We start from the raw sequence: 255 nt of genomic DNA, 5'->3' as shown, positions 1-255 counted from the left end.
GCTGGTGGGTCGCGCCACCTGCATCGGTCATGGTCGTGGGGCGGTCGGGCAGGTCGGTATCGTCGTAGGCAAAAGCGGTAGTGCCTTCCGGCCCGGTGACCGCCAGCGGATGGCCGAGGTCGTTACGCGTGATCTGCCAGCGCTGATTCTCAGGGCCTTCAATACTCACCGGCTGCCCGAGCGCATCCCGCTCAATGGCCCAGCGCGTGCCGTCCGGGCCGGTCTGGGCAATGATTTGGCCGTGGTCATCCCGTT

At 66.7% G+C, this 255-nt stretch carries 1 protein-coding gene; it reads right to left on the bottom strand.

The genetic code is table 11. The features are described 5' to 3' along the window. Positions 1 to 255: hypothetical protein (locus tag M8006_RS17960; protein ID WP_250084602.1), on the bottom strand; the 255-nt coding region annotated here is incomplete at both ends.

It is taken from the genome of Halomonas llamarensis (assembly GCF_023555005.1).
GTDB lineage: Bacteria > Pseudomonadota > Gammaproteobacteria > Pseudomonadales > Halomonadaceae > Vreelandella > Vreelandella llamarensis.
This window is presented reverse-complemented; position numbering and strand designations above follow the sequence as displayed.